Source organism: Chroococcidiopsis sp. SAG 2025, assembly GCF_032860985.1.
GTDB lineage: Bacteria > Cyanobacteriota > Cyanobacteriia > Cyanobacteriales > Chroococcidiopsidaceae > Chroococcidiopsis.
Map to the genome: position 1 here is coordinate 714,639 of NZ_JAOCNC010000001.1, position 26,552 is coordinate 741,190.

Below are 26,552 nucleotides of genomic sequence, written 5' to 3' on the forward strand. Positions count from 1 at the left end.
CCCTACCCTACTCCTCACTCCCCATCGCTTGTCCAGCCAACCATGCAGTTGTCCAGGCACTTTGAAAGTTGAAGCCTCCAGTTACGCCATCAATATCGAGGATTTCGCCAGCAAAGTAAAGTCCTGGGACAAGACGGCTTTGCATGGTTTTAAAGTCAACTTCTTTTAAGTTGACTCCGCCGCAGGTGACAAACTCTTCTTTAAAGACTCCCTTACCTTGGATGAGATACTCGGCTTGAGCAATTTCTCGCAGCAATTGCTCGATCGCCTTATTAGAAATTCCCGCCCAGCGTTCTTCTGGCGCAATTCCCGCCCGTACAATTAAATATTGCCAGAGACGGTGCGGCAACACATTCACGCCACGATAAGAGAAGATCGCCTTTTTTGGTTGTGCTGTTTTGACGGAGAGAATTTGCGATCGCAGCGTTTCCCGATCCAATTCTGGCAACCAGTTAACCAATAATTTCGCTTGATAATGACAGTCATGCAATGCCCTTGCTCCCCACGCCGAAAGCTTGAGGACGGCGGGACCGCTTAAACCCCAATGGGTAATTAGCAACGCACCCGGTTGTTCTAATTTTGTCTTGCTATCCGTCAGCAATCGGAGATGCACGGGGTTCATACTCACCCCTGCTAACTCCCGCAAACTCTTATCCAAAATATTGAAAGTAAACAACGACGGAACTGGCGGCTCGATCTGATGTCCTAGCGATCGCGCAATGCGATAACCCGCCACATTACTACCCGTCGCCAATAGCAGGCGATCGCACTCTAGAACTTCACCCGATTTGAGTTCGACTTCAAATGAACGAGGAGTGAGGAGTGAGGAGTGAGGAGTGAGGGAAGAAGTAAGATAATAGGAGATTTGGGGAGAGGGAGAAGAAATAGTATTTATTTTTCCCTTGTCCTCCTTATCCTCTTGTCTCCTTGTCTCCTTGTCTCCTTTTTCTAAAGATCCCTCACTCCCCGCTCCTCGCTCCTCGCTCCTCACTGACACAGCAGCCACCGCTGCATTTGTTCTCACCTTTACGCCTGCTTTTGCAGCTGCATGGATCAAACATTCGATGATGGTTTCGGAATTATCGGTGATGGGAAACATCCGCCCGTCTGCTTCAGTTTTTAACTGTACGCCGCGACGAGTAAACCAATCGACAGTATCTTGACTTTGAAACCGCGTAAATGCACCCCGCAAGGCTTTCCCGCCTCTAGGGTAATTTTGGACTAGTGCAGCTGGATCGAAACAAGCATGAGTGACGTTACAGCGTCCCCCGCCAGAAATCAGCACTTTTGTCAATGGTTGACGACCAGCTTCTAGTAAAGTGACTTGCGTATGGGGATGGTTTTCAGCACAGGCGATCGCGCTAAAAAAACCTGCCGCCCCACCGCCGATAACTATGACTTTCAATTGCAAGGTAGTTGGTGGTTGGTAGTTGGTGAGTGGCTAGTGGCTGGCGGCTAGTAGCTGGCTTCTTTATCTAGTCACTAGTTAGTCACTAGTCACTAGCCACTGATTTAATGTCCCAGCAATTTATCCCGCAGATGCTTGATGCGATCGCGATATTTTGCTGCTTCTTCAAATTCTAGATTTTTTGCCGCTTCTTTCATCTGTGCTTCCAGTTGGGTAATCAATTCTGGAATCTGTTCTAAGGGTAAATCGCTGGCTTGTTCGTAGACGGTTTCTAATTCTTGGGCGTTTAAACGACGCGACACGGCTAAGAAGGATAAAATCGCGTTACTCGATTTTTTCACGATCTGCTGGGGCGTAATCCCGTGCTTTTCGTTATATTCGATTTGGATTGCCCGTCGTCGTTCTGTTTCTGAGATCGCCTTTGCCATACTATCCGTGAGGTTATCGGCGTACAAAATCGCCTGTCCCCGCACGTTTCGGGCTGCCCTACCTATAGTTTGAATCAGCGATCGCTCTGCCCGCAAGAAACCTTCTTTATCTGCGTCTAAAATTGCCACTAAAGAGACTTCGGGTAAGTCCAATCCTTCCCGCAACAAGTTCACTCCTACCAAAACATCAAAACTACCTTCGCGCAAATCTTGCAAAATCTCGATCCGTTCGATCGAATTAATTTCAGAGTGAAGGTAGCGGACGCGAATACCGTGGTCTTGAAGATATTCTGTCAAATCTTCTGCCATTCGCTTTGTCAGGGTTGTTACCAGCGTCCGTTCGCGCCGATCCACCCGCTGTTTAATTTCACCTAAAAGATCGTCAATTTGTCCTTCGGTAGGACGGACGAAAATCTCTGGATCGACTACACCTGTAGGACGAATCACTTGTTCTACTACTCGTCCCTCTGAAACTTCTAATTCCCAATTACCAGGAGTTGCGGAGACAAAGACGCACTGATTCACCTTTGTCCAAAATTCTTCTGATTTTAACGGACGGTTATCGGCGGCGCTGGGTAGGCGAAAGCCATGATCGATCAAGACTAACTTACGGGCGCGATCGCCGTTGTACATCCCCCGAATTTGGGGTACGGTAACGTGAGACTCATCTACAACTAACAGCCAATCGTTCGGGAAATAATCGATCAAACACTCTGGCGGTTCCCCTGCTTGTCTTCCCGCTAGGTGACGGGAATAGTTTTCTACGCCATTGCAGTAGCCGACTTCACGCAACATTTCTAAGTCATAGCGCGTCCGCTGGTCGATGCGTTGTGCTTCAAGTAACTTATTCTCTGTTTCTAATTCAGCTTTACGCTGTTTTAGTTCCGCCGCGATCGCCTCAAGCGCAACTTCTAACTGTTCTTCTGGAGTGACAAAGTGTCGCGCTGGATAGATATTCAACGCTTCCAAACTCTGAAGGATTTCCCCCGTCACCGGATCGACATATCGAATTGCGTCGATCTCGTCCCCGAAGAATTCTACTCTGACGATTCGGTCTTCGTAAGCTGGTCCAATTTCTAATACGTCACCCCGCACGCGGAATTTTCCCCGCCCCATTTCTACATCGTTGCGGTTGTACTGTACGGATGCTAAGCTGCGTAAAATTTCCCGCTGATTCACTTCCATTCCCACTTGTAAGGGAATCGAGGCACGGAGGTATTCGGCTGGCATTCCCAAGCCATAAATACAACTGATAGAAGCAACGACGATCGCGTCACGCCGTTCAAACAGCGATCGCGTGGCGGAGTGGCGCAGCATATCGATCTCGTCGTTGATCGAAGCACTTTTTTCAATAAATGTATCGGTAACGGGGATGTAGGCTTCTGGTTGGTAGTAATCGTAGTAACTGACAAAGTACTCTACCGCATTGTTTGGGAAAAACTCTCGCAACTCGTTACAAAGTTGGGCAGCAAGGGTTTTATTGTGAGCGAGTACCAGTGTTGGCTTGCCAATCTTTTCAATAACCGCAGCCATTGTAAACGTCTTACCCGTTCCCGTAGCTCCAAGTAAAGTTTGGTAACGATGTCCGGCTTGAATGGACTTTACAAGTTGAGCGATCGCCTGCGGTTGATCGCCTGTAGGTGCAAACGGAGCTTGAAGGCTAAATTGCATCATAAAGAAGGGGTGTGGGGTGTGGGGGAGCCAGTGCGTTGCGGAGGTGGCGCTATCGCGGACTTCGTCGCCCTCCGTTAAAGCAACTGGCGTTGTGGGGTGTGGGGTAAATTCAATTCACGATGAAATTCTTACCTTTTACCCCTTGCCTCTTACCTTCTACCACTAACAAATGAGATTCATATATCTTAACATATTTAAGTTTTTCTATGTTTATACCGTTAAGATACCTATAACTATATAATCTTTTTAACGTTAAACTCAGATAGCAGTAATTAACCGATAAAAAGCACTCGGAATTTCTCTGGCTATTTGCTATTTCTGGATAAAAACTTAGAGGTTTGCGATTATGACTAATGCCAGCAATGCTAAAACAAATGGTAGTGGTTCGACCAGCCGCAGATCGCGTGCCAAGAGTGCCGAGTCCAAGGCTGAAAACCAAGTGGTGACTGGCGAGATTGAAAGTTCGGCTATAACTGTCTCTGCCGATGGCAAGCCACTTGCTGGTGGTAGCGTTGTCAACGTGGCAGGACTGCGTCCCATCGCTGCTAGCAGTATGGTGGTGCGAGAAGAAGTCAACATGCATGGGATTCGCCCCATCATGGCTAGTGATTTTGAGGTATTTGATACGGTAAATCTTTCCGGTATTCGCCCGATTGAAGCAAACCATTTAGAAATTGTAGACACAATCAACTCAGCCGGATTGCGTCCAATTATGGCAGATGAGTTCAAGTACTCCAACATTATCCCCTTGATGGGCGATCGCCCCATTGCCGAAGATGCCTTCGATTTCTCCACCACTTATGTATCTTCTGGAATGCGTCCAATTGCTTCTAATGAAATCGATAACTATCCATATTTAATGGGTTATATCGATTAAGAAATCAAAATACAATCGTGCCTTTATAAACCTAGTTGTTTAATGCAGCTAGGTTTTTTGTTAGTAATTGGTAATTGGTGAGAGTAGGGTGGGCAATGCCACCATACATTTCAGTTTCAAGCACTAAAATAAGACTTTTAATCAACTCATTACTACATAATCAAACTTTTATTAGTTGCAACTACCAATGATAACTTATGAAGTAGCACGATCGATTCCAAAATTTACATTTTTGACTTTTATCTTTTAAGTTTTGACTTAACTTATCATTTCTCTCTTTCTTTTTATAGAGAACTCGAATCAGTCTTGTGGCAGAAGGCTAAAACTATTATTTTCAGATAAATTGGTCAGTGTAGAGTTAAAAGCTCTCCCAAGTTGGCACTCAACTTAGAGGCTGATTTAAAGAAAAAGGAGAAATAGCATGAGCGCAGAAGATAGAGCTAAAGCTACTGGTAAAAATATCGAAGGAAAAGCCCAAGAAGCTTTAGGAAACATTACAGGCGATCCTGAAGACAAAGCAGAAGGCAAAGCTAAGCAAGCAGAAGGTCAAACACGTCATGCTGCTGAAGACGTAAAAGATGAAGTGAAGAAGAACCTCTAATCTAATTTTAGAAAATTGGGAAGGTAAAAACAAGAGAGGTTGTGTAATTTTACCTTCCTCATTTTTTTCAAAAACAGAATTGAAATCAATAATTTTAGGGAGGAAACGGAAGTGAATTTCATGCAGCACTTTCGTAGAATTGCGATTGTTCTTTCAGCAATTTTCTTACTGACAACAACAGTTGCTTGTAGTAGCAGCGTACAAGCAAGGCAACCTAATGCAAATGTACCAACAGTTAGCCGCAGCGCAGATTACGGACAAATTGCCCGTGGAAATACACCTGTTGGGCAAGATTTTGGGACTTGGGTAACTCGCACGGGTAAAGGACTGGTTCAGGACGCATACGTAAGAGACAACAATAAGCTAGGCGTAGTTATCACCCCAGATGTTCGTCCGAATGAAGTGAAGCCATTAGCGAAATCTTTAGCACAAGGGTTTCATAAAAACTTCCCTAACCAGGACTTGACAGTTCTAATGTATGCTCCTGACAAAAAACTGATTTTGACAGCACAATACGATGTGCAAACAAATCAGATTCAGTACAAGTAGTATCATTTGTCATTTGTCATTTGTTAAGTTGCTAATGATTGATGCCAAGCGAACGGTTTAGAAAAAGGAGATTGGAGTTATGACTAGCAGCGACAAATACAGAAGGGAAATCATGAACGATCTAGCGCAAGGTAACACGGAAAACCTTGACGCATATCCCTCAAATAATCCAGAACAAGAGTATGAAAACTTTGACGATTTCGCTCAAAGATCGTCATACGATCAGCGCCGTCAAATGTTCGGTAATTCTTTACAGCACGAGCGCATTCCTCCAGCGCAAATGGAGCCAGAATTGCAAAAAGCGATCGCCCAAATTAAACCAAACGAACGGGATGATGTGGCGCGTGCTTTCTTCAAGCATTTAAGCAAGAAAGGACTACACGATCGCGATTTAGAAAGGCAGTTAGGACTTTCTACTCACAATCCCAATCGCATGAGCGCTGATGATGTGAGCAAATTGGCTGCTTATGCATATCACAACCATCCAGACATCTTCCAAGAAGTCATGGCGGAACAACCAGCTATTATCAAGTTCCTTAGCAATCCACTAGTAGCAGCCGTGTTGGGTATTGCTGCGGCTAAGTGGCTAGGCAGTCATCGGAAATAACATCTAGGCATAGAGATGTATTGTAGTGCAATACATCATGTAGGGGCGCACGGCTGTACGCCCCTACAGATTCAAAACTCGTATCTCTACATAGGTGAAAGCGACATCTGAACTGCTAGTTTTTCCCAGGCTTTAATTGTCGATCGCAGGGGTTGAACTATAATTTGCATCAGTCGATCTACCGTACAATGAAACATTCTTAATCTGTGTTTGTTACACTCATATCCTGCACGTTCGCTGCGATCGCGAAAAATATACATGTCTTTCCCATCAGAATATAGACATTCATATTCTGGGTTCTCATCAAAATTTGAATAATATTTTGTACACGTACAAGCTTTATCGATTTTACCTACAGTTAGTCTGAATACCAGAGGTATTGTACTTTTGGCATAAGCTATATAATTATTGAGAATACAGTTGAGATTCTGCCGCTTTTGGGGTAAAAATTTCACCTTTTCGTGTAAAAGCAATAGATGTAAATTTGCTGCGAGTGTAAAAGCTCCCAATCCTAGTAAGCCTAAACTTTGTGCTTGTTGAACTAAATCTTTAAGCGCATCATCTAAATCGCTAGGGAGAGATATTTCACAGCAATTTGCTACCGATGAAAACGATTGAAGAAAATAGTTATCGAGTAGTTCTTTGAGCAGCTCGATTTGGTTTTCAAGCGTTGCGATCGCCTCTAAATCTGCTGGCTGTCTGACAATCGCGCTAATATCACTAATAGTATTGTTTGTAATTTGTTGATAATCTAATTCTTGGAAGATAAACTGAAGCTGCTTCAAATCTTTTTGTTGTTCTACCAAAGCATCTGTAGTTTTCTCTAGAACTGATTGCCATGTAATTGCGAAAACATTATTGGAATGAGGCTCGGGAGAACTATGCTCGCTAAAGTAAGTAGAGCGATCGCTTGGCGTGACGTTTGCAAACTCTGGAGGTGGCATTTTACTAACTTCTACTTCCAGAGGATCGCCAATAGACACGATCTTGACATCTTGCATGATGTCTCCAACTAACTGTCGCTGCTTAGGACTGAGTTTTTGCCAACTACTACCCCAAAGCTTAGCAACTTTCTGATTTTGGATGTCGCGCTCGTTTCCTGAGGTCATAAGAAAACTCATAAGTCAAAATGGTAGATGCAGCTTAGTCAAGTTAAACGGCGTTGCGCTCGACTATGACAATTTTTGAGAGACAAGTAAACTCGATCTGTCGGAATTCTTCCGATCGGAGCGTTTGTGTTGGTTAAACTTTGCTGTTAAGCTAGTTGACATTAGAAGGAATGCAACTAAGCAATAAACAAACTCTGAATTGTTCAGAGTTGACAGTTATGAGAAGAGATATGCTTAAAGTAGTATATCTATTGAGGTCAAAAGTGACTGTACGGTAGCGGACGTAAACTCGAAAAATCTCCACAGTCAATGAAGCGGCAACTTAATTAGCATTGCGTGTTAGGCATTGTGTGCTAAACGAATTAAGCGATCGAACTCATTTTTGACGACTTTGTAACACTCACAGGCAGTAGATTGCAGCAGATGGCGATTAGTAATAGCAATTTTGCCACGGGAATAGCGAATCATTCCTGCTTGTTGTAAAGCTGTAGCCGCTACAGTCACTCCAGAACGACGGATACCCAACATTTGAGCGATAAATTCCTGAGTGAGCAACAACTGTTCGGACTCAATTCGATCTTCGATTGATAACAACCACCGTGCTAGTTGCTGCTCCACGGTATGGCGACGGTTGCAGGCAGCTGTTTGAACAACTTGAGTAAACAAAGCTTGGGTATAAAGTAGTATCAAATGATAGAGCGCTTCGTGAGACTCGAACTCGGCTTTGAAGCGATCGGCTGCAATCCTTATAGCACTGCCTGGAATCTGGACAATCGCCTGAGTTGTGGCGCTGCCACCTCCCCAGCAGACTGGTAAACCTACTATGCCATCTCTTCCTATCACACCTACCTCTAATGTCGCTCCGTCCTCCATCAGCGATACCATTGAGACTAATGCTTGAGTGGGCAAATAAATGTATTCGATTATCTCGTTAATTTGATGCAAAATCTGCCGATGAGGTAAGCAGACAACTTCTAAGTGAGGCAGTAGGCGCTGGTATTCCTCCGTTGGCAAAGCAGCCAGCAAGTGATTTTTTCGATAAAGCTCGTTAGCTTCAGAATCCGACACGTAAAGCTTCCTCCATCGAGATAAATGAAAATATTTGAGGATAAACTTGCTTCAATAACGCAAGACAACTTTTGACATCACTCCAGCGTTAGTTCCGAGGATGTCGGCACTGCCACCTATCGAGCGTTGTAGGAAGATGAAAATGAGGGGAAAATCAAATAGTTGAGCTATTTACTACTAGCTTGCTTCTACCAAGCAATAGCATTGACACAGCAGCCAATATCGAATATGAAGAATGAAGATCTGGTACCGGATTGGAGCGATAAATCGATAATATTTTGACTTCATGCAATCGAGGTGACAGGCATAGCTCAGCTTTTCACTTCAAAATCGTACACAAAGCTGGCAAAAACCAAAGTACGATACCGTACATACATGGCTTGTTATACTGATTTTGTAGGTATTCTTAAGCAGGAGTTAAGATTTACTTCTTGGTGAGAAATATAATTAGCAAAAACACTGCCCTGTCCTGTGCCATACCTTTTCCTTATAAAAAACAAATGGCTAGGGACATCTGCCAATGAGTGGGTCTGAATTCGATCGAAAAGTTAATCAAAAGGATCTAAACAATCGCTTACTATCTGCTTTATCTCAAGAAGCCTATTGCAGCCTCCAATCTCATCTCGAAATTGTTTCTTTGGCATTCAAACAGGTTTTGTTTCAGCCACAAGAGCGAATACCTTATGTCTATTTTCCAACTAGTTGTTTGGTTTCCCTCTTAACTGTCATGACAGACGGTACAGCAGTAGAGGTCGGTGTGGTAGGTAACGATGGCATGGCAGGGATTCCCTTATTTTTGGGAACAGACATATCCAGCTTTAGGGCAGTCGTCCAAATTCCCGGGGAAGCAATACGGCTGAGAGCAGATGTCTTCAAGCAAGCGATCGCTCAAGTTGATACTCTATCGCTCTGGATACAACGGTATATCAATCTCCTTCTAATCCAAATTGCTCAAACATCTGGCTGTAACAGCCGCCACACCGTTGAACAACGATGCTGTCGCTGGTTGCTGATGATGCACGATAGTGCCAGGGACAATAAATTTGAAATGACCCAAGAGTTTTTAGCTCAAATGCTTTGCGTGCGTCGCGCTAGCGTGACAGAGGTGGCATTAAAACTGCAAAAAATCGGGTTACTTCAATATAATCGCGGTAAGATGACAATTTGCGATCGCCAAGGTTTAGAGGCGACAGCCTGCGAGTGTTACAGTTTGCTCCGAGCAGAACGCGATCGCTTGTTTAGTTGACGGTTCGCGGTTGCAATTTAATCTTAAGCAATTAAAAAACAGAAGAAACCCGCACAAGCGGGTTTTCTTAACCTTAGTTTTGTTTAAATTCCTGCCAGCTCATGTTAGATAGTTTTGCGATCGCTGCGTCTGAGTACCGGCTGTTAAAACTATCTACTAATTGCCACCAGATACGGTAGACTTATCGTGTACTGCGGTATCTTCTGGTTTCTGATGCCACTTACCATCTTCCCCTTGCTCGTATTCTTGGCTAACGCTGTTCCAAGCAACATTCATTGCAGCGTCTTCACTCATCCCATCTGACTGTGCGGCATTAAATGCGGCTAAAAAGATCTGCTGTCCGTGTTGGGGTAACTTTTCTGTAATTTCTGCTGGTAATTCTTCTACATTGTTGTAAGCCACGATCTATTTCCCCTTACTTTCATTATTAGTTCAATCCTAGATAGGAAATAGAGAGGCTTCCTCTTTCCACAAGCATAAATACAACAGCAGGTAGTTTTTTCAATCGAGTATTCTAAATTACCGCACTAATTATCTAGAAGTAATTTTTCGATATTTCTTTCGTGAGATAGAGGGAGCTAGTATGATAATTCAGCAATCAGAAATCAGAAGTCAGAAGTCAAAAAACGAGCGAACAATTACTTTTGTCACTATAAAGCTAAGCAAACGAGCAAGAGCTTTTCCAGGCGAGACGGAGTAAAGAACGATATTCTTTCTCGCTGACTGTGTAAGCCCCAAATCTTGCTAGGTGAGGGTTCATCATTTGAGCGTCGAAGAAAACAAAGTGGCGATCGCGCAATCTTTCGACTAACCTCACCATTGCGACTTTAGAAGCTTCGGGGATGTGATAAAACATTGACTCACCGATAAAAGCACCTCCAATCGCAATTCCTAAGATTCCTCCTGCTAATTCATCTCCTTGCCAAGTTTCAAAACTATAAGCATAACCAGATTGATAGAGCAACCAGTAAATTTCTTTTAATTGAGAGGAAATCCAAGTTGTTTGGCGGTTAGCACATCCAGCTACCACAGCTTTGAAATCGCGGTTAATGGCAACAGTAAAACGGTTAGAGTTTAAAACTCGCTGTAAAGACTTAGGATAATGAAATCTTTCATCCAAGGGAATGAAAGCGCGATCGCCGCAAGAATACCAACTCAAATTGTCACCTGTTTCGTCAGCCATCAGGAAATAGCCCTGGGCATATCCCTCTACAATTGCAGACACATCATATTTGGTCATTGGTCATTGGTGAGTGGCTAGTGAAAGCGTAGCTAGTGACAAGAATTGAGTCCAGCCACTAGCCACGCTTTCACTAATAACTGATAACTGATACTTTTGATTCTGAACCGAAAATATAGAATAATATACTAAATTCTCTTACCCTAGCCCCCAGCCCCTAGCTCCTAACCCCTAGTTATGGCTGAACCAATTCCGCCAGTCACATTGCCACCAGCTAAAGATCCTCTACAAGAGGGGGAATGGTTGCGAGCAGCCCTGCAACAATGGCTCGATACAGAATTTCTGCCAGAGCCAGCTAATCAACAAATATCTCGTCGCGCTGCTCAAATATTCGTCCGGCAGCGAATGGAGGGAGAAAACGATCTAGGTTCACTCGCGATCGCGATCGTCACAGAAATGCAAGAATTTGATTTTTCTAAAAGCTTTTACAGCGAATTCGCTGTTGCTAATGCAGTCAGCGATCTGCTCCTAGATAGCTTGGGCATCGATCGCTGTTGCGGTCAATAAATAATAAAACTTACCAGCTCGACTTAACGACCCCTGGTAATAGCCCTTCGTGCGCCCACTCTCTCAACACGTTCCGAGACAGCCCAAAGTCTCTGTAATACCCTCTAGGACGACCCGTAACCCAGCAACGATTGTGGAGGCGGGTGCGAGAGCTACTGCGGGGTAAGCGTTGAATTTGCCGATGGATTTCTAGTTTCTCGACTTGAGATTCGGCATTGTGAAAATCCTCAAGTAATGCTTCACGTTTGTCAGCATACTTTGCAACTATCTTTTGGCGCTTTTTTTCGCGCTCGATCATGCTCTTTTTAGCCATAAATGCTGAAAGCTATTGTTCCCTAAAGACACCGTTTTCCATTGTATCTCATTAGGAAGGAGTGAGGAGTGAGGAGTGAGGAGCGAGGGAAAGAGAGTTGTGCGATCGATGCGGGTGTGGGGTGTGGGGTGTAGGGAAATTTTGAATTTTGAATGCGTGAATTTTGAGTTGCTCCCTCAGCTCCCTCAGCTCTCTTCTCTCCCTTGTCCCCCTTGTCCCCCTTGTCCCCCTTGTCCCCTACTCCTACTCCCTACTCCCTTACATTAGCCGAGGGACACAAATCGGAGAGCAAACATGCCTGACATGTAGGATTGCGTGCTTTGCAAATAGCTCGTCCGTGATAAATAATCCGAATTGAAAAGTTTTCCCAGTCATCTGAGGGGAGCAACCGAATCAAATCGCGCTCGATGTGAATGGGATCTGTATTTTTCGTCAATCCTAAACGATAGCTCAAGCGTTTGACGTGGGTATCTACCGTGACTCCAGCATTAATTCCAAAGGCATGAGCCAGCACCACATTTGCCGTTTTTCGCGCCACTCCTGGCAAGCGTAGGAGCTGTTCCATGCTGGGAGGGACTTTTCCTCCATATTCTGCTACCAAGATCCGGCAGGCGGCTTGAATGTTCTTAGCTTTGTTGCGATAGAACCCTGTCGAACGGATGAGATTTTCAATCTCAACTGGTTCCGCCTTAGCTAGTGCTTCAGCATCGGGAAACTGCCCGAATAAAGCAGGCGTGACTAAGTTCACGCGCTCGTCCGTACACTGAGCTGAAAGTATAGTTGCAACCAGAAGCTGAACAGGCGTTGCATAATTGAGCGTACAAGGGGCATTGGGGTACAGCCGCTTCAGGCGCACTAGAATTTCCAATGCCCGTTGTTTTTTCGATGCCCACTTCCGAGTTATGTTCACTGAAAGAACTTTTGCACCCAAGGTAGGTTAGCAGTATCGCGCACGATCAGGAAAATTCCCAATCCTAACAATAGCATTAGCCCTGTTTGCATTACGCCGTCTTGAATACGAGTCGGTAGGGGCTTACCACGCAGTCCTTCCACAAATAAGAATGCCAATTGACCACCATCTAGAGCTGGTAGAGGCAAGATGTTGATGATAGCAAGGTTGATGCTGATTAAAGCGGCAAATTGAAGTAAATTAGCTGGATTCGATTGGGCAATATTTGCGCCAAATTCTACAATTTTGACTGGTCCTGCAACTTGGTTGGCAGTTTGGCTGAAGTTACTAATCAGTTGGACGAATCCCTGACCCGTGAGAACGACAATTTTTTGGAATTCGTTTGCTCCCAGGTTGAAAGCTTGCACAATATTTGCAGCACGGCGAGTTTCTAGTTTACCGTTGGGGTTGAGTTGAACGCCGATCCGTCCTTGACCTTCAGGGCTGCGTTCTGGCGTAATAGTTAAATCTAGAGTTCGATCGCCCCGTTGAAGTTGTAGTTCTAAAGGTTGGTTGGGGTGCGTTGCGATCGTCTGCTTGACGTATTCCAAAGTCCCGGGAACAGCCTCTAATCGCTTTCCCTCGATCGCTAAAATTACATCTCCTGGTTGAATGCCAGCCTTAGCAGCCACAGAACTCACATCTGTAGCCACCACAGGGACGAGTACCCCAGGTTCGGGGACGAATTTTTGCACGCCTACAGTTCCTACTTGAGTCACTAAAAGCAAGTAGGCAAAAATTAAGTTGGCAATTACCCCAGCGCTAATGACAATTGCGCGATCGAGAATCGGGCGATTGCGTAAAAGATTGGGGTCATTAGGCGGAATCGTACTATCGGGATCGTCGTCAGGAAATCCCACGAAACCACCCAAGGGAAAAGCACGAACCGCGTATTCGGTTTCCGGTCCCTGATATTTCCACAAAATCGGTCCAAAGCCCAAGGAAAAACGATTGACATGAATGCCCTGTGACCGTGCGGCTATAAAGTGTCCTAGCTCGTGTACCAAAATTAAAACGGCTAAGACTGCGATCGCTGCCAAAACTGACATAGAATCAATTCTCGATAAATTTAGCTACATATTTCTTCATTCTACTGATTAGGGAGCAGGGAGCAGGGAGCAGGGAGCAGAGGAATTTCAACTTACGACTTACGACTTACGACTTACGACTTACGACTTCCCGACTTTAGCCCTCAGCTTCCTCAGCTCTGTTCATTCCCTCGCTCCTCACTCCTCACTCCTCACCCCTCCCCAATGACTTCTCGCCTTAAGTACGGTTGCAACACCTCCGGTACTTTTACCGTGCCATCTGACTGCTGGTAATTTTCTAAGATTGCTGCCATTGTCCGACCTACAGCTAAGCCGGAACCGTTCAGGGTGTGGACGTACTGGGTTCCTTTTTTGCCTGCTTCCTTAAACCGGATACTACCCCTACGGGCTTGAAAATCCATGCAGTTAGAGCAACTAGAAATTTCTCGATATTTTTCCGATGAGGGTAGCCACACTTCTAAGTCATAGGTTTTTGTAGACGAAAAACCGAGATCGCCCGTACACAGTTCTAGTACTCTATAAGGCAGTTGTAATGCCTGTAAGATCGCTTCTGCGTCGTGCAATAGTTTTTGATGCTCTTGTTCCGAGGTATCGGGATGAACGAATTTGAATAATTCGACTTTATTAAATTGGTGCAGTCGAATTAGTCCTCGCGTATCTCTACCGTAGCTACCAGCTTCACGGCGAAAACACGGTGTATGAGCGCAATAATAAATTGGCAAATCTTCGGCTGCTAAAATTTCTCCTCGATATAAATTCGCGATTGGAACTTCAGCTGTGGGACTGAGCCACAGATCGTCATTAGCGCACTTAAAGCTTTCTTCGGCAAATTTGGGCAGTTGACCGGAGGCTGTGAGAGATTGAGAATTGATCAAAAAGGGTGGGATAATTTCTACATAACCTGCTGCGGTTTGGCGATCGAGCATGAATTGAATTAACGCTCTTTCCAACTGCGCCCCAATACCAATTAAACTGACAAAACGGCTTTGGGCTATTTTTGTCGATCGCTCGAAATTGAGCAGACCTAGCTTTTCACCAATTTCCCAATGAGGCAGAATATTCGCGTTTTGGGGCAGATACTCATCGCCCCAACGCCGCACTTCAATGTTTTCTGCTTCGTTTTTGCCAATCGGAGTAGAATCGCTTGGTAAGTTAGGAATTGTTAGCAAGAAAGTTTCGATTTGTTCTTTTAGCTCTCTTTCTTGCGGTTCGAGTTCGCTCAACCGAGTTTTGATCGTGTTACCTTCTTCTCGCAAATCTTGCACTTCTGGAGAGTCAGGACTGCTACCAGATTTAATTTTTTGTCCGACGAGTTTACCAATTTCGTTACTACGGGCTTGAAGTTGCGATCGCGCTTGTTCTAAGTCCCGCTGTTGACGGTCTAACTCCAACAATGGTTGCAAGTCATAGTCGCCACGACGCTGCAACCGTTCTTGCACGGCTTGGGGATTTTCTCTAATTTGCTTGATATCCAGCACGGATCTGTTTAGCTTCTTCTAGTTCTGGTTACAACACTATCATGAGCGGTAAGGAGTGGGGAGTGAGGGGTGAGGAGCGAGGAGCGAGGGATTATTGGAAAAAACAGACAAGGAGACAAGGGAAAAATAAATACCATTTCTTCTCCCTCTCCCCAAATCTCCTATTCTCCCACTTCTTCCCTCACTCCTCACTCCTTGCTCCTCACTCCTTGCTCCCCACTCCTCGCTTAACTCCGATTAATCCGATTGAGTAGCCATAAGGCGCTGGATAATCCCAGAAAGTGAGCAAAAATGGTGTTCGTGTTTGCTTGCACTGCTAATATGTCCAATCCGCCAATGATCCGATTGGGATCGAATATTCCGGTTGCGATCGCCTGGGGTGATATGGCTCTAGCAAATAGAGTCCCAATAATTGCATAAGCTCCAAACAGGCTCAAGAGCATTCCTACCAAGTTAACGACTAAAGCAAATTTGATGACTTGAATTGTATAAACTTTGCGCGGACGGTTAGCAGGATTAGATGACCGGAGTTGTCTGCCTAGTCTGGTGTATCGAAAAGCACAGTAGATGCTCATGCCAAGGGCAATCAATCCACAGACAGCGAGAAAAATGCCAAATCCAGTCCCAGGATTGTTACTAGGACTGCCAGTTCGCTGACTGAATACGGCAAATAGCAACAAAACTATGGCAGAAACAACACCCAAAACGATCTGCGACCAAAAGCCAATCCAACCAGTCAGCCGAAACTGGTTAGCAATGGATTCAAGCGATGCCGGAGGAGGCTTCGTACCCGACTTATCAAACATATTTATCTCCAGTTTGGATTTATTAAACAGATACTTATCACTCTTAAAATAGAATTCATAATTCGTAACTTGTAATAATTCTTACATCTAAAATCCTCAAACCCTACTCCACAGCCCTTCCTGTAAGAGATCTTGTCGCGTTGGGTCAGACAAGAAGCAAAAATGTAATGAATTTTGAATGAAGTTTAGCAGACAACTTATGGTTCTGCGTTTAAAATTGCCTCAACCGCATTCCGGTGCGATCGGCGAAGTTTTGCAGAGCGATCGCGGCTGAGTGTGAGAAACAAGGATTTCGTCAGAGATGATTGTCAAAAGTGCTGTTTTTTGTGATTTATGGATGAGAAGTAAACTAAAGCTATGAGAATTGAGGATATTTATCAGTTTTTCCAAAATCCTCCTCCGACCTATTTGAGCCAAGAACTTGCAGTATGTTACGTGCTGTCAGTTTTGTTAAAAGGAGAATCCTACGGCACGGAACTGATTCAAAAGCTGGAGAGCGAATACCCTAATTATCGCCTTTCCGATACAGTCCTTTACAGCGCACTTAAGTTCCTGGAAGATGAAAAGGCAATTCTCGGTTACTGGAAGAAGGTTGAGGGCAGAGGGCGACCACGACGGATGTATCAGATAAGCCCAGAATGGCAAGTACAGGCGCAGGAGTTATCTCGACTGTGGCAAGAGTATATTAGTAAGGTGGTACGCTAATGGCTTATCGATCGTGCAAAAATCGATTGTGAAAAAGTCGAACAGGCGCTGTTCAAACGCAAGATAGCTATGACTCCGATTCTCTCATCAACCCTACTGCTGACTTTATTGCTGTCAGTGGGGCTATTTTTCTTCATTCGAGCCTCGACTAAAGACCGAACGCAAACGCTCCATCTGGTGTCCGCGCAGCCAGAGGCTTCGTTGATGGCGCAACTGCAACAGTATTTGCGCTCGCGTTCCTACACTGTGTCTGAGGTGGATGCTGAGAAAAATTCTGTTACGTTTGAGGGATTTATCCGACCGAGCTTGTTTCTAGCTGTGTTTCTCTCAATGCTTGCCACGGTGGGAATTCTTTGCCTGATCTTGGTTTGGTCGTTACTATTTCCAAACTGGACGGCGGCTTTCTCGCTCCTGATTTTGCTAGCTCCAACAGCAGGTATTTTCTATTGGAAAAAAGCAGGCAGGAAAGAACGGGTATCTCTTAAATTAGAGGCAAATACGGGCGATCGCATCTCGCCACAAAGCCTGCTCACAGTCACCGCTCATCGGGATGAGTTAATTCAATTGCAGCGATCGCTGAATTTGAAGCCAGCAGAATAAAGAGATCGAAATCTGGAATTCGCGTAGCCTTGCGTGTAGCAATATTTTAGGGGAAGTATATACTTCCCCTAAATTTCATCTTCGCTTTGCCCAAACGCGACTCACTCGCGTTTGACTATAACGCCGATGATTTCAAAATCTCCAACACCCAAATTGTGGCTGTCATTTAGTTTCGGCAACACCTTAGGCTACCTGTGTGCGGCAACGAGTTCCTTTTCAGGAGGATTTTCTAGTACCCGTAGACTAGGGAACAAGAAATGATTCTCTTCTACATACTGCGCCCCAAACAAACCTTTTTCTGCCCAGAAGTAGCGATCTGTAGTGTGCTCGTTTCGCTTAACCAGCAGCAATGCAGGCGGAGCAATTCCCTCCGCTTGAATAAACTTCCGAGCAGCAGTCACGGGTTTATCTTCGCCACTTTCAATGCTATATTGAGGCACATGCTCGAGGATGCGACGTCCTTCCTGGCGACGACGACTTTTGCGCTTGCGTCTTCTTGCCAACCTGTCTCCCTCCTTTTTTTAACCAGAAAATTGTATTTATATTTACAAAATCCGTCGTCAGTATATCGATTTGAGTTAGAAAAATCAACTTATGTTAAGCGTTTGCAACAAAAAACCCGCTAATGTTGAAAATATGATTAATAAAACGACACAAGCGATCGCAGTCAATTAAGATTCTTAATCCACTTACAATTCAGTTATCAGTTGTCAGTTATCAGCGACTTGTGACTTATGACTTGTGACTTGTGACTTGTCTTGCTCCCCCAGCTCTCTTCCCCCGACTCCCGACTCCCGACTCCCAAATTCTTGCCGTAGCCCTTCATAATGCCTGCCAGTGCTGAGTTTATTTCATTGTGTCGCTCTCAAGTTGCCTTGCTAACCCAAGGAATGGGGGCGGCTTTGAGCGTGGTATATCTGACGGAAAGATTAGTGGAGGAAGGAACAGCCCAGGAGAAGCTGATCCCTGTTGTAGCCTATCCAGAGTCAGCAGTTAGGTGGAAGCTAGAGTTAAATAGCGCGGCACTTCCTGCTACAACAAGTCGCCCTCAGCCACCGCGATTGAAAGCAAAAGCCACTGCAAAAAATATAGATACTGTATCTTTACCGGAACTACCGACCGAGGCAAATGTAGCTGAAGCGGCAGAAACGGCAGATAAAGCCCTAGTACCGAGCCAACAGATTGTTTTACCACTGCTTAATGAAGGAGTGTTAATTGGACTACTTGTGACTAGTCGGGAGGATAGAGCATGGAACGAGCGAGAACGGCATGAAATTGAACGAGTGGCACAAACGCTAACGTTAGCAAGACTTTTAGATCGGCGACGCGAGAGATCGGAGCAGCAGCTCAGCCAGCAAAAGCAACTACAAGCCCAGCAGCGAGAGTTATTAGATAACTTACTGCACCAGTTTCGCAACCCACTGACGGCGTTGCGGACGTTCGGCAAATTGCTGCTCAAGCGCCTGCTACCTGGAGATGCAAATCGAGCTGTGGCAGACAATATCGTGAGAGAAAGCGATCGCTTGCAAGAATTGCTGCAACAATTCGATCGAGTCATCGACATGACAGAGGAAGATTTAGAACCAACCAAGTCCCTTCCTCCAGCCACAGAGGTGCGATCGGCAATACCTATACTCAATCCCCCTTTACCACTGCTGCCCAATCGCGAAGGCACTCAGAGCGAGATTTGCACGATTGAGGACGTGCTAAAACCCTTGCTAGCTTCTGCTTGGGCGATCGCTCAAGAACGCAGCTTAGATCTGCAAGCAGATCTGCCACCAAATTTACCAGCAGTGCGCGCTCATCTAAAAGAATTGCGTGAGGTATTAAGCAATTTGCTTGACAATGCGATTAAATATACTCCGCCTGGAGGCAAAATTTACGTCCAAGCAGGATTAGAGCGAGATAACTGCCAGGGCATCGCCATTAGTGACACGGGGGTAGGTATTCCCCCGCAAGATAAGGAGCGAATTTTCGATCGCCACTACCGAGGTAGACAAGCAGATTCAGATATTCCTGGCACGGGTTTGGGACTAGCAATTGCTAAGGCACTGATCGAACAAATGCAAGGCACGATTGAAGTTTTTAGTCCTGCTTTGTGGCATCCTACTCCAGAAAGTAGCGGGGGAACTACGTTTATTGTTTGGTTATTAGTTGACGGTTGATGGTTGATGCTGGTGCTGGACTGCGTGAAAGTTGACGGTTGTTGCTCCCCTGCTCCCCTGCTCCCCTGCTCCCCTGCTCCCGACTCCCGACTCCCTGCTCGTGCGCTCCCTGATAACTGTTAACTGTTAACCGAACGAGCAAAGCGCTGCGCTAGGGGTGGGATGATAACGAGGGGATTGCTGAATCCAGAGAAGATGTGGATACCTGTTTTGCCAGGGATGTTACCGATTAGTGGCAGGGGATAACTTCGTTCAGCTTCGCTAACGCGGCTGAAACTAACTAAACAGTGATGCCAAGTTCCCGACAGGTCTTTGAGTGCTGGTAAAATTTGCCCTACACCAGCTCGAATAGTAGCTTCGCTGGCTTCGGGATTAATGGTGGCTTGGGTATCGGTCAAAGTGCGGCTCAACTGTCCTAATCGCAGGCTACCATCGAGAAATTGAATTGCCCCAGTATCTAAAATTGGGGGTGCGAGTTCTAATCCTTGTTCGTCCCAGAGGCGATCGTTTGTCGTCGATGCGGCTTCTAGTTGAAAGCGTTGAAGTCGAGCTGGCATCACGAGCGATCGCAATTGGATGTCAACTGGTGGAATGTCAATTAATTCAGCATGAGTAAAGTAGAGTTTGACCGAAATGCCTGCTGCTTTGAGTAAAGCACGACTCAATCCACCCGCGCAGATCGCCGTGTTGGCACTGTAATACGTCTCGACGGTGGTTTTTACCCCTTCTACCTTGTCGCCTTGTTGCCAGAGTTTGAGTACTTGAGCAAACTGCATCTCACCCCCCGCCCGTAGAAAGGCTTGGATGTAGGCTTGAGCGGTTTTTTCAGCATTGATATGACCGTGTTTTACCGTCAATGCTCCTGCGATCGCGTCGGGGTTTAATAATGGTTCTAATTCGCAAGCTTCTGAAATGCTGAGGAGTTGCGGCGGAATGGCAAAATCGGCATAGGTAGCGGCGACTGCTGCGGGGTCGTCATCAGCTGCAATTGTCAGCAGTAAGTCTAGTTCCCGAAATTGAGTGTCGGCGGCTAATTCTTCCGAAAGAATGCGATAACAGGCGATTCCTTCAGCGCACAATTGACGCATCATGTCGGTAGTACCAGACCAAAAAGCTAAACCACCATAGCTGTAGCGAGTTGCATTTTGCCCTGTTGGATCTTGTTCTAGCAGCAGGACGGAAAAGCCTTGTTGAACTAATTCGTAGCTCAACGCTGCGCCAGTAATACCTCCACCTACCACAATCCAATCGTATATTTTCATACTTCACATACGCTGCGCGATCGCTCACCCAGATCCTACCGCAGCTGCTAAGTAAGTCAAAAGTCAAAAGTCAAAAGTTAAAAGTCAAAAATGGAAAATTAAGCTTTTTCCCAACCATCAATGCCCTTTGTGTGGCGGATATTTGGCATTGGTGCGTCTGACTAACCAGTAACAAATAGAAAGGGCAATAATTGCAGATGCAAGTGCTAATAATTGAGAATCAGTGATTTTCCCAAGATCGAGAATGATAATTTTACGGGCAACTGCAATTAAAGATGTTACAATTACCATCTCAATTTGAATAATATGACTGCTCAGGTAAGAAGTAATATTTTGTGTAATTTCTAGAGCAATAAGAATATTTAAAAATAAACCAAATATTTTGAGTAAGCCAGCAGAAAAATTTCCTAGTTCAGAGACAAGTAGCAGTTCTTTAGCTAAAGTCACGCCCAAATCTATAATGGCAAATAAAATAACTCCTAACATTGCTAGCGTTAAGAGTTTGGCAAAAAAATCTTCTACTTTATCGACAAAACCTAAAAAATTGGGATTCTTGTTTTTATCTACTAGAGGTGATATTAGTTGTCGCAATAACTTCATCGGTTAAAAGTCAAAAGTTAAAAGTTAAAAGTCAAAAGACTGCAAGCTAACTACACCAAGCAAATTAAATGTCGAATAACTAATGCTGATGAGAAGATCGTACCAGAGATAAGCCAAGATAGAAGTATTCTGCTAAACGTTACAGTTCCAGCAAGCCTGGTGGCGGTGCGATTTCAATTCTTCTCATCTCTAGATCTACAACAGGTGCGATCGCCTTTACAAATGGGATTAGAACTTTTTTTGGGGGAGTGGGGAGTCGGGAGTCGGGAGTCGGGAGTGTAGGATCGTCGGTTTTGACTTCTGACTTTTGACTTTTGACTTCTTGATGCAACTGTACTTCTAACAAGTCGTTTCCAGCAGGAATGACATCTGTTACCGTACCGATGCTCTTGCCAGTTTCTTGTAAGAAGACTTCTAAACCGATCAGATCGACGACATGATATTCATCTTCTCCTAATTCGGGGCGATCGCTTTCCGGTACGAGTAACACGCAATCTCGTAATGCTTCGGCTTGGCTGCGATCTTCAATTCCCTCTAAGGCGACCACGTACAACCCTTTACCTGGGATATCTCGACCTTCGACCAATTCTATAGGTTCTGGTTCTGTTTTCCCTGGACGCAGTAACCAGCGCTGTCCTGGTTCGACAAATCGTTCGGGAAAGTCTGAATCGGGGTAAACTCTGACTTCTCCATCTAATCCTTGAGGTGCAACGATTGTACCAATTGCTAACCAGCCATCGGGAATTTGTGGTTTTGAGTTTTGAGATCTGGGTTTTTCGGGTGTTTTTTGAGGTTCCATAAAAATTTAATGTCGCGCAAAGACGCAAAGGCGCTAAGAAAGACAAAGCAATTTATCTAATTAATCTGTTGCACTTATTTTTTTTTGCCACATCCATACTTCTCCGTCGTCTGGATCGATGTAACTTCCTACTTTGATAAAACCATTTTTTTCTAATACTCGACAAGACGCTTTATTTGAAAGATCTGTATGAGCTATGACTGTTTGAATTTTATTAGTTGACAACGCTTCTTTCAAGAACAGTTCGACTGCTTTGGTAACAAATCCTCGTCTTTGTTGTGAGGAAATAATACCGTAGCCAATTTCAACCGATCCCTCATCTTCTGGCAGACTTTTGAAGCTAACCGTGCCAACGATCGCATTACCTACTATAATCAATCGGGGTAACAACCAAAAAGCATTGTCGCAATCGTGATTTAATTTCTCGATCGCATCTTCTAGCAAGAATTGAGGAGCAACTTCTTCATCGTCAGGGATCGTCAAATTATCGATAGTATTTTCACTGCGATTGAGCAGGATTTTTAGCTGAAAGGCAGTAGCTTGTTTGAGACTTAAACTGTTACACATCCTATTGCTTGCAGCCTTTTATTTTTTAGCTTTTAGCTTTTGACTTTTGACTTTGTATAAACTCGTTCGACTACCTTGGCGAGTCGCTGCATTCCGAGCGCGATTTCTTCATTGCTTGCGGTCAAACTAATTCGCAAACATTGCTGCTTGTGAATCCAATCTTCGCGTAAACCAGGGAAGAAGGAACTACCAGGCACGACAATGACATTTTCTTGTTTGAGTCGTTGATAAAATTCCCAATCGGTTAAAGGTAAATCTTTTAACCATAACCAAGCAAAAATTGCTCCTTCGCCACGATGTAAAAACCAAGGTATATCAGGCATCGTTTGTTCTAAAGTAGATTCTAATACCTCAAACTTTTGCCGATAAAAAGGTCGAATGACATTGCTAGAAATCTCTGCTAAAGCACCAGAATTAATCGCTAAAGCCGCGATCGCCTGTCCGTAACGTGACGGATGGATGCACATATTTGTCTGGAAAGATTCCAGAATTTGAATTAATTTCTCATCCGCGATCGCTACTCCAATTCTTTCTCCAGGCAACCCTGCTTTGGATAAACTCATGCCATGAATAATATTGTCTCCAAACACGGGAGTCATTTCGGTAAAATTCAAAGCTGGGAAGGGAGGGGCATAGGCAGAGTCAATAATAACTGGAACGTTGTAAGGTGCAGCCAAAGCCGCAATTTTTCTCACTTCTTCATCGGTTAAAACATTACCCGTAGGATTGCAAGGACGAGAAAATACCACGCATCCCGTCTCTTCGTTAATTCTGAGTTGGCTAAAGTCGGGACGATATTTGAATCTATGCGCGGCTGCATCGATATCTAACGCAGGTTTATAGGCAATCAAAGCTTCTGGGGCAAGACTTACGCCACCATAACCCGTGTAATCTGGACTTAGGGGTAAAACAATTTGCTTTAACTGCCCACTAGGACAATAGCCACCAAAAGCATTTGCAGCGTAGAAATAGAGAGTTTGGCTACCAGGAGTAATGAGGATATTGCGCTCGCTCAAGTTTAACCCGTAGCGACGGTTGAAATCAGATGCGATCGCGCTAACGAGTGGCGCGTACCCCTGACTCGATCCATAACGACAGACGACTTCACCATAGTCGGAACTAGCTAACAATTGCGCGGTACAGTCTCGCCACAACTGCTCTACCTCCGGTAAAATCAGCGGATTCCCCGCACTTAAATTAATAAACTCCTTACCTGCACCTGCTTGCAGCGTTTCGATAATATCTTTCATAATTGCCCGCACCCCTGTCAGGTGGGACATTTGAGCGCCAATTTTCGTAAGAGCAGGGTTCATAAGCAGATGTGTAGGAGACTTTCTTAATTTAACCAAATGAGGAGTGAGGAGTGAGGAGCGAGGAGTGAGGGAAAGAGGACAAGGGAGAGAAGAGAGCATAGGGGCGGAGGCGCAGAGGAAACTGAGGGGGAAAAACCACTCACCACTCAAAAATGACTAAACTTAACATCTAGCAAAATTTTGTTAAAACATCCTTTATTTAATTTGACACTAAAATCTAGAAAAAGTGTAAATAAAAATCTTAAAGTAGACATACCCCGTATATGCTGGAAATCCTAACTGGGATGATGTTGGCGAAGGTAAATTACCCAGGTTTCTATTACCGAGTCGAGTTTTAATTGCTCTGTATTGCCATCGGTTTTAGAACGAGAGTACACAAGAGAGTACTGGAATCATATGATGAATAAATCTGCGATCGCCCCAGCACAAAAGCTGAGCGAAAAATTACCCCTGTCACTCAAAAGATTGGCAGATCTGGCTTATAACTATTGGTGGAGTTGGACGAGCGAACGAGTTTTCCTATTTCAAAACATTTCACCGGAAGCTTGGGAGCGTTACGGGCATAACCCTGTAGCGGTGTTGGAATCGGCTTCTTACGAACGCCTAACCCAATTGGCAGAAGACCCTTTCTACATCAAACATTTATCCCAGGTGGTGGCTGAGTTTGATGCTTACATGAATCAGCAAGATACCTGGGTGAGTCGAGTTGCACCGCAAATTTCACGGCAAAATCCGATCGCCTATTTCTGTGCTGAATTTGGCATTCACGAATCTCTCCCCGTATACTCTGGCGGTTTAGGTATCCTGGCTGGAGATCACCTCAAATCTGCTTCCGATCTGGGCGTACCTCTGATCGGCGTAGGATTGTTGTATCGTCAAGGCTATTTCCGGCAGCGACTCAATCGTAGTGGTTGGCAAGAAGATTACTACATTGACAATGTTTTCCAGCAAATGCCGCTGGAATTGATGCTGAACGAGCGGGGAGAAGCCCTGACTATCGAACTGCAAGTTAGACAGCGGATGGTCAAAGTCCAAATTTGGCGGGCGCAAGTGGGTAGGGTGAGTCTCTACTTGCTCGACACAGACCGCGAAGACAACGACCCGATCGATCGCTGGCTTACAGGACACCTCTACGGGGGCAACCAAGACACGCGGATCGCCCAAGAGGTGGTTTTAGGTATTGGCGGAGTCAAGGCGCTTACAGCTTTGGGAATTCAGCCCTCCATTCACCACTTGAACGAGGGACACGCTGCGTTTTGCACCCTAGAGATTGCTTGGCAAGAAATGGAGCGGACGGGCAAACCTTTCTACGATGTGGAAGCGAGCGTGCGCAATCGCTGCGTCTTTACGACTCATACCCCCGTACCCGCCGGACACGATGTCTTCTCGCCCGATTTAATGGATTCTCATTTTGCGCAATATTGGGCGCAACTGCGGCTATCGCGAGAGCAGTTTTTAGCTTTGGGTGCGAAAAGACTGGGCGATCCTTGGGAGCCTTTTGGCATGACTGTCTTAGCGCTGCGGATGTGTCGCGCTGCTAATGGGGTGAGCGAATTGCATGGCAGAGTTTCACGGCAGATGTGGACTGCTTTGTATCCCGATCGCCCCGAAGACCGCGTACCTATCGGTCACATCACCAATGGCGTTCACGCCCCAACTTGGACGGCTCCGTTGATGGCTGACCTTTATACTCAGTATTTAGGTGCAGATTGGCAGACGCGGGCGATCGATCCGGCAATGTGGGCAGATGTCGATCGCATTCCCGATGCGGAATTATGGCAGCGACATCAGGTTTTGAAAGAGCGCTTGATTGCCTTTACCCGTTACAGAATCAAAAAAGCGAGAACGGATCGGGGTGAAGTTGGCGATCGCATTCATGCTGCCGATTTATTGCTCGATCCCAATGCTCTCACAATTGGTTTTGCCCGTCGCTTCTCTCAATACAAGCGGGGTAATCTGCTGCTACGGGATGCAGAAAGAGCGTTGAAAATCTTTGGTAATGCTCAACGTCCAGTGCAAATTGTCTTTGCTGGTAAAGCTCACCCCGCCGATGAGGAAGGCAAGCGGATTATCCAAAAATTGATGGAGTGGTGTCAGCATTCAGCAATTCAGCATCGAGTGGCGTTTATTGAAGACTACGACATTTATGTGGCACAGAAGTTAGTGCAAGGCGTAGATGTTTGGTTGAATAATCCCCGTCGTCCCCTGGAGGCTTCTGGTACGAGCGGGCAAAAAGTCTGTTTTAATGGCGGGATCAACTGTAGCGTTCTCGATGGTTGGTGGTGCGAAGGCTATCAAGTTGGGATGGATGGCAAGGGAATCAACGGTTGGGCGATCGGTGAAGATGCTCATACGAGCAATCAAGAGTTGCAGGATCGGATCGATTCTGAATCCCTCTACAAGTTACTGGAAGAGGAGATCGCGCCTCTATACTACGATCGCGACAACAATGGCATTCCGCACCGCTGGATTCAAATGATGAAGGCATCGATTAAGACGAATGCACCTCTGTTTAATACGGATCGGATGATCGCCGATTACGTGACGCGCATCTATGCTCCTGGCTGTTCGACAATCTCTACACCAAGTTTGGCTCAAGTGATTGTCTAGTTCGATTCACCAATTTCTCTAA

Annotated in this window: 28 protein-coding genes; 10 read left to right on the forward strand and 18 right to left on the reverse strand. The window is 45.2% G+C overall.

What is annotated here, in order from left to right:
* Positions 1–7: 7 nt before the first annotated feature.
* Entirely contained in the window at positions 8–1,411 is a 1,404-nt protein-coding gene (locus N4J56_RS03490) for an NAD(P)/FAD-dependent oxidoreductase (protein ID WP_317105169.1), read from the reverse strand.
* A 101-nt stretch (positions 1,412–1,512) separates the two neighbouring features.
* A complete protein-coding gene (uvrB, locus tag N4J56_RS03495; protein ID WP_317105170.1) occupies positions 1,513–3,510 on the reverse strand; it encodes an excinuclease ABC subunit UvrB in 1,998 nt (665 codons plus the stop codon).
* Between the two features lie 346 nt (positions 3,511–3,856).
* Here uvrB and N4J56_RS03500 point away from each other — a divergent pair, with 346 nt between their 5' ends.
* The 4 genes from N4J56_RS03500 (at position 3,857) to N4J56_RS03515 (ending at position 6,144) form a co-directional block, all read left to right on the forward strand.
* A complete protein-coding gene (locus N4J56_RS03500) occupies positions 3,857–4,387 on the forward strand; it encodes a hypothetical protein (protein ID WP_317105171.1) in 531 nt (176 codons plus the stop codon).
* Between the two features lie 421 nt (positions 4,388–4,808).
* A complete protein-coding gene (locus tag N4J56_RS03505) occupies positions 4,809–4,988 on the forward strand; it encodes a CsbD family protein (protein WP_317105172.1) in 180 nt (59 codons plus the stop codon).
* A gap of 120 nt (positions 4,989–5,108) precedes the next feature.
* Positions 5,109–5,537 carry a hypothetical protein gene (locus N4J56_RS03510; RefSeq protein ID WP_039716041.1) on the forward strand — a complete coding sequence of 143 codons (429 nt, stop codon included), beginning with the start codon at positions 5,109–5,111 and terminating at the stop codon, positions 5,535–5,537.
* A 79-nt stretch (positions 5,538–5,616) separates the two neighbouring features.
* Positions 5,617–6,144 carry a hypothetical protein gene (locus N4J56_RS03515; protein WP_317105173.1) on the forward strand — a complete coding sequence of 176 codons (528 nt, stop codon included), beginning with the start codon at positions 5,617–5,619 and terminating at the stop codon, positions 6,142–6,144.
* Between the two features lie 86 nt (positions 6,145–6,230).
* Here N4J56_RS03515 and N4J56_RS03520 read toward each other — a convergent pair whose 3' ends face one another.
* Positions 6,231–7,253: a hypothetical protein gene (locus tag N4J56_RS03520; RefSeq protein WP_317105174.1), complete on the reverse strand. Its 1,023-nt coding sequence runs from the start codon at positions 7,251–7,253 to the stop codon at positions 6,231–6,233.
* 339 nt (positions 7,254–7,592) lie between these two features.
* Positions 7,593–8,321, reverse strand: a complete 729-nt coding sequence (locus tag N4J56_RS03525; RefSeq protein WP_317105175.1) for a Crp/Fnr family transcriptional regulator — start codon at positions 8,319–8,321, stop codon at positions 7,593–7,595.
* Positions 8,322–8,841: 520 nt separating this feature from the next.
* On the opposite strand from N4J56_RS03525, the gene N4J56_RS03530 reads away from it, so the two are divergent.
* Positions 8,842–9,567, forward strand: coding sequence for a Crp/Fnr family transcriptional regulator (locus tag N4J56_RS03530; protein WP_317105176.1), 726 nt, complete (start codon positions 8,842–8,844; stop codon positions 9,565–9,567).
* 156 nt (positions 9,568–9,723) lie between these two features.
* Here N4J56_RS03530 and N4J56_RS03535 read toward each other — a convergent pair whose 3' ends face one another.
* Positions 9,724–9,969: a ChaB family protein gene (locus tag N4J56_RS03535; protein WP_317105177.1), complete on the reverse strand. Its 246-nt coding sequence runs from the start codon at positions 9,967–9,969 to the stop codon at positions 9,724–9,726.
* 256 nt (positions 9,970–10,225) lie between these two features.
* On the reverse strand, positions 10,226–10,807 hold the full coding sequence (gene aat / locus N4J56_RS03540; protein WP_317105178.1) for a leucyl/phenylalanyl-tRNA--protein transferase: 582 nt from the start codon (positions 10,805–10,807) through the stop codon (positions 10,226–10,228).
* 177 nt (positions 10,808–10,984) lie between these two features.
* Here aat and N4J56_RS03545 point away from each other — a divergent pair, with 177 nt between their 5' ends.
* The gene (locus N4J56_RS03545; protein ID WP_015153567.1) at positions 10,985–11,314 is read left to right on the forward strand and encodes a hypothetical protein; all 330 of its coding nucleotides are present in this window, start codon (positions 10,985–10,987) and stop codon (positions 11,312–11,314) included.
* 10 nt (positions 11,315–11,324) lie between these two features.
* Here N4J56_RS03545 and rpsN read toward each other — a convergent pair whose 3' ends face one another.
* The 5 genes from rpsN to N4J56_RS03570 form a co-directional block, all read right to left on the reverse strand.
* A complete protein-coding gene (gene rpsN / locus N4J56_RS03550; RefSeq protein WP_015153568.1) occupies positions 11,325–11,627 on the reverse strand; it encodes a 30S ribosomal protein S14 in 303 nt (100 codons plus the stop codon).
* Between the two features lie 250 nt (positions 11,628–11,877).
* Entirely contained in the window at positions 11,878–12,537 is a 660-nt protein-coding gene (gene nth, locus N4J56_RS03555) for an endonuclease III (RefSeq protein WP_317105179.1), read from the reverse strand.
* Positions 12,534–13,625, reverse strand: coding sequence for an RIP metalloprotease RseP (gene rseP, locus N4J56_RS03560; protein ID WP_317105180.1), 1,092 nt, complete (start codon positions 13,623–13,625; stop codon positions 12,534–12,536). The genes nth and rseP overlap by 4 nt, the downstream gene beginning before the upstream one ends.
* A gap of 191 nt (positions 13,626–13,816) precedes the next feature.
* On the reverse strand, positions 13,817–15,103 hold the full coding sequence (gene serS / locus N4J56_RS03565) for a serine--tRNA ligase (RefSeq protein WP_317105181.1): 1,287 nt from the start codon (positions 15,101–15,103) through the stop codon (positions 13,817–13,819).
* 227 nt (positions 15,104–15,330) lie between these two features.
* On the reverse strand, positions 15,331–15,909 hold the full coding sequence (locus tag N4J56_RS03570; protein WP_192160660.1) for a DUF3611 family protein: 579 nt from the start codon (positions 15,907–15,909) through the stop codon (positions 15,331–15,333).
* 357 nt (positions 15,910–16,266) lie between these two features.
* On the opposite strand from N4J56_RS03570, the gene N4J56_RS03575 reads away from it, so the two are divergent.
* Entirely contained in the window at positions 16,267–16,614 is a 348-nt protein-coding gene (locus N4J56_RS03575; protein ID WP_015153573.1) for a PadR family transcriptional regulator, read from the forward strand.
* A gap of 69 nt (positions 16,615–16,683) precedes the next feature.
* Positions 16,684–17,214, forward strand: a complete 531-nt coding sequence (locus N4J56_RS03580) for a cofactor assembly of complex C subunit B (protein ID WP_317105182.1) — start codon at positions 16,684–16,686, stop codon at positions 17,212–17,214.
* Between the two features lie 188 nt (positions 17,215–17,402).
* On the opposite strand, the gene N4J56_RS03585 is transcribed toward N4J56_RS03580, so the two are convergent.
* A complete protein-coding gene (locus N4J56_RS03585) occupies positions 17,403–17,717 on the reverse strand; it encodes a DUF3155 domain-containing protein (protein ID WP_015153575.1) in 315 nt (104 codons plus the stop codon).
* Between the two features lie 324 nt (positions 17,718–18,041).
* On the opposite strand from N4J56_RS03585, the gene N4J56_RS03590 reads away from it, so the two are divergent.
* Positions 18,042–19,379 (forward strand): HAMP domain-containing sensor histidine kinase, encoded by a 1,338-nt coding sequence (locus N4J56_RS03590; RefSeq protein ID WP_317105183.1) that lies wholly within the window; start codon positions 18,042–18,044, stop codon positions 19,377–19,379.
* Here the strand turns inward: N4J56_RS03590 and N4J56_RS03595 are convergent.
* The 6 genes from N4J56_RS03595 to N4J56_RS03620 all read right to left on the reverse strand — a co-directional run bounded on the left by N4J56_RS03595 (position 19,351) and on the right by N4J56_RS03620 (position 23,920).
* Positions 19,351–19,521, reverse strand: a complete 171-nt coding sequence (locus N4J56_RS03595; RefSeq protein ID WP_317105184.1) for a hypothetical protein — start codon at positions 19,519–19,521, stop codon at positions 19,351–19,353. The genes N4J56_RS03590 and N4J56_RS03595 overlap by 29 nt on opposite strands.
* Positions 19,499–20,641 (reverse strand): FAD-binding oxidoreductase, encoded by a 1,143-nt coding sequence (locus N4J56_RS03600; RefSeq protein ID WP_317105185.1) that lies wholly within the window; start codon positions 20,639–20,641, stop codon positions 19,499–19,501. The genes N4J56_RS03595 and N4J56_RS03600 overlap by 23 nt, the downstream gene beginning before the upstream one ends.
* 117 nt (positions 20,642–20,758) lie before the next feature.
* Complete coding sequence (locus N4J56_RS03605) at positions 20,759–21,241, reverse strand: phosphate-starvation-inducible PsiE family protein (RefSeq protein ID WP_317105186.1); 483 nt, start codon at positions 21,239–21,241, stop codon at positions 20,759–20,761.
* Positions 21,242–21,380: 139 nt separating this feature from the next.
* Positions 21,381–22,040, reverse strand: a complete 660-nt coding sequence (rimM, locus tag N4J56_RS03610) for a ribosome maturation factor RimM (RefSeq protein ID WP_317105187.1) — start codon at positions 22,038–22,040, stop codon at positions 21,381–21,383.
* 60 nt (positions 22,041–22,100) lie between these two features.
* The gene (locus N4J56_RS03615) at positions 22,101–22,607 is read right to left on the reverse strand and encodes a GNAT family N-acetyltransferase (RefSeq protein WP_317105188.1); all 507 of its coding nucleotides are present in this window, start codon (positions 22,605–22,607) and stop codon (positions 22,101–22,103) included.
* Between the two features lie 32 nt (positions 22,608–22,639).
* The gene (locus N4J56_RS03620; protein WP_317105189.1) at positions 22,640–23,920 is read right to left on the reverse strand and encodes a valine--pyruvate transaminase; all 1,281 of its coding nucleotides are present in this window, start codon (positions 23,918–23,920) and stop codon (positions 22,640–22,642) included.
* 399 nt (positions 23,921–24,319) lie between these two features.
* On the opposite strand from N4J56_RS03620, the gene glgP reads away from it, so the two are divergent.
* The gene (gene glgP, locus N4J56_RS03625) at positions 24,320–26,530 is read left to right on the forward strand and encodes an alpha-glucan family phosphorylase (RefSeq protein WP_410500412.1); all 2,211 of its coding nucleotides are present in this window, start codon (positions 24,320–24,322) and stop codon (positions 26,528–26,530) included.
* Positions 26,531–26,552: the final 22 nt, after the last annotated feature.